The organism is Micromonospora sp. NPDC047707, from assembly GCF_040704235.1.
Lineage (GTDB): Bacteria > Actinomycetota > Actinomycetes > Mycobacteriales > Micromonosporaceae > Micromonospora.
Map to the genome: position 1 here is coordinate 1 of NZ_JBEYSU010000134.1, position 1,755 is coordinate 1,755.

Consider the following 1,755-nt stretch of genomic DNA (forward strand, 5'->3'; position numbering starts at 1 on the left):
TTCGTGGCCTGGGTGCCGCAGCGGCGGGCCGTGCGGCATCGCACCCACGGCGAGATCATCGGCGTGCGGGCGGTCCGCGACCACGCCGCGCTGCGGCCGATCCCGGCCAGGGCGTATGTGGTGGCCGACCGGCATCTGCGGCACGTCGGTAAGGACTGCCTGGTCGCCTACGCCGGGAACCTCTACTCCGTGCCGGCCCGCCGGGTCCGCCACCGCCAGCTCGTGGAGGTCCGGGCGACCGCCGCCACCATCACCATCCACGCCACCGTCGGCGGCCTGGACGGCGCCACGCTGCTGGCCACGCACCAGCGAGCCGTGGGCCGCGGCGCCCGCGTGGTCGACGAGAGCCACTGGGACGGTCTGCCCGACGGACATACCCGCGCCGTCACCACCGGCGACCCCGGCAGCCCGCAGTCGACCACACGCCGACCGGCCCGTCACGACGGCGGCCAGGGACCGCTGCAAGCCCTGCTCAACCGGGCCGCCGCCGCCCAGATCGCCGTCGAGGCCCGGCCGCTGTCGGTCTATGAGCAGATCGCTGCGGCCAGCCCGTTCACCAACCGCCCACACCTGAAGGACGTCTCGAAGTGAGTGAGCTGGTCACCAACCGCATCCACGCCAGCGCCACCAAACTCGGCCTGCCTCACCTGGCCAAGACGCTGCAGGAACTCACCGGCCGGGCCGACACCGAGGCCATGGGCTACCTGGAGTTCCTCGACCTCGTCCTGCAAGAGGAACTCGCCGTCCGCGACGAACGCCGCTTCCGCGCCGGGCTGCGCCTGTCGAAGCTGCCACACCACAAGACCCTCGACGACTACGACTTCAGCTTCCAACCCGACCTGGACCCCCGCAAGGTCCGTGACCTCGCCACCCTCGCGTTCGTGCAGGCCAAAGCCAACGTCGCCCTCCTCGGCCCACCCGGCGTCGGCAAGACCCACATCGCGGTGTCCCTCGCGGTCGCCGCCTGCCGAGCCGGGTTCACCGTCTACTTCACCACCCTCGACGACATGGTCCGCCACCTCACCGCCGCCGACGCGATCGGACGGCTGGCCCGCAAGCTGCAGACCTACCTACGCCCCACCGTCCTGGTCATCGACGAAGTGGGCTACCAACCCCTCGAACGCCCCGAGGCCAACCTCGTCTTCCAAGTGATCTCCAAACGCTACGAGAAGGGCTCCACCCTGCTCACCTCGAACAAGGGCTTCGGCGAATGGGGTCAAGTCTTCGGCGACGAGGTCCTGGCCACCGCCATCCTCGACCGGCTCCTGCACCACTGCGACGTCGTTCCCATCAACGGCCCCAGCTACCGACTCAAGAACCGCCTCACCGCCATCGACAACGTCGCCTGATGCCCGCGCCGGCCAACCCGGACGAACCCGCGACCACCAGCAACACCAACCACCGCGACCTGCTGCAGCTCCTGCTCCAGATCTGCGAGGACTTCCTCGCCAACACCGGGCCGGCGACCCGTCACGAGGTCGACACCCTCCTACGCACCCGCGGCATCACCGGCGGACCCGGATGGCTCATCGACATGCTCGGCCTCACCCGCCTACGCCTACAAACGCAACCCACCGTGACGAACAAGGCGCCCACCACGACGCATGACCTCTGCAAGATCAGCCGTACTCACCTCTGCACTCCAACGAGTACCCCGACAATCGTCTCCGGGCGGGCGTCGGCCGGGTGGGCGGTGGCCGCGCCTTTGACCTGGACCACGTAGCCGATCCCGCGGTCGGTCAGGGCCTGGCGGAA

2 protein-coding genes and 1 pseudogene are annotated in these 1,755 nt (G+C 69.8%); all 3 read left to right on the forward strand.

What is annotated here, in order from left to right; genetic code table 11:
• A pseudogene (locus tag AB0873_RS32405) lies at nt 1-591 on the forward strand (IS21 family transposase); the annotation flags it as partial.
• Nucleotides 588-1,349, forward strand: coding sequence for an IS21-like element helper ATPase IstB (istB, locus tag AB0873_RS32410; protein ID WP_366604592.1), 762 nt, complete (start codon nt 588-590; stop codon nt 1,347-1,349). The pseudogene AB0873_RS32405 and the gene istB, both read left to right, overlap by 4 nt.
• The gene (locus AB0873_RS32415) at nt 1,349-1,723 is read left to right on the forward strand and encodes a hypothetical protein (RefSeq protein ID WP_366604594.1); all 375 of its coding nucleotides are present in this window, start codon (nt 1,349-1,351) and stop codon (nt 1,721-1,723) included. Before istB ends, AB0873_RS32415 begins: the two co-directional genes overlap by 1 nt.
• The last annotated feature ends 32 nt before the right edge of the window (nt 1,724-1,755 follow it).

Coding starts and splice junctions, on each gene's coding strand:
- AB0873_RS32415 (WP_366604594.1), top strand. CDS start 1,349: ATGCCCGCGCCGGCCAACCCGGACGAACCCGCGACCACCAGCAACACC.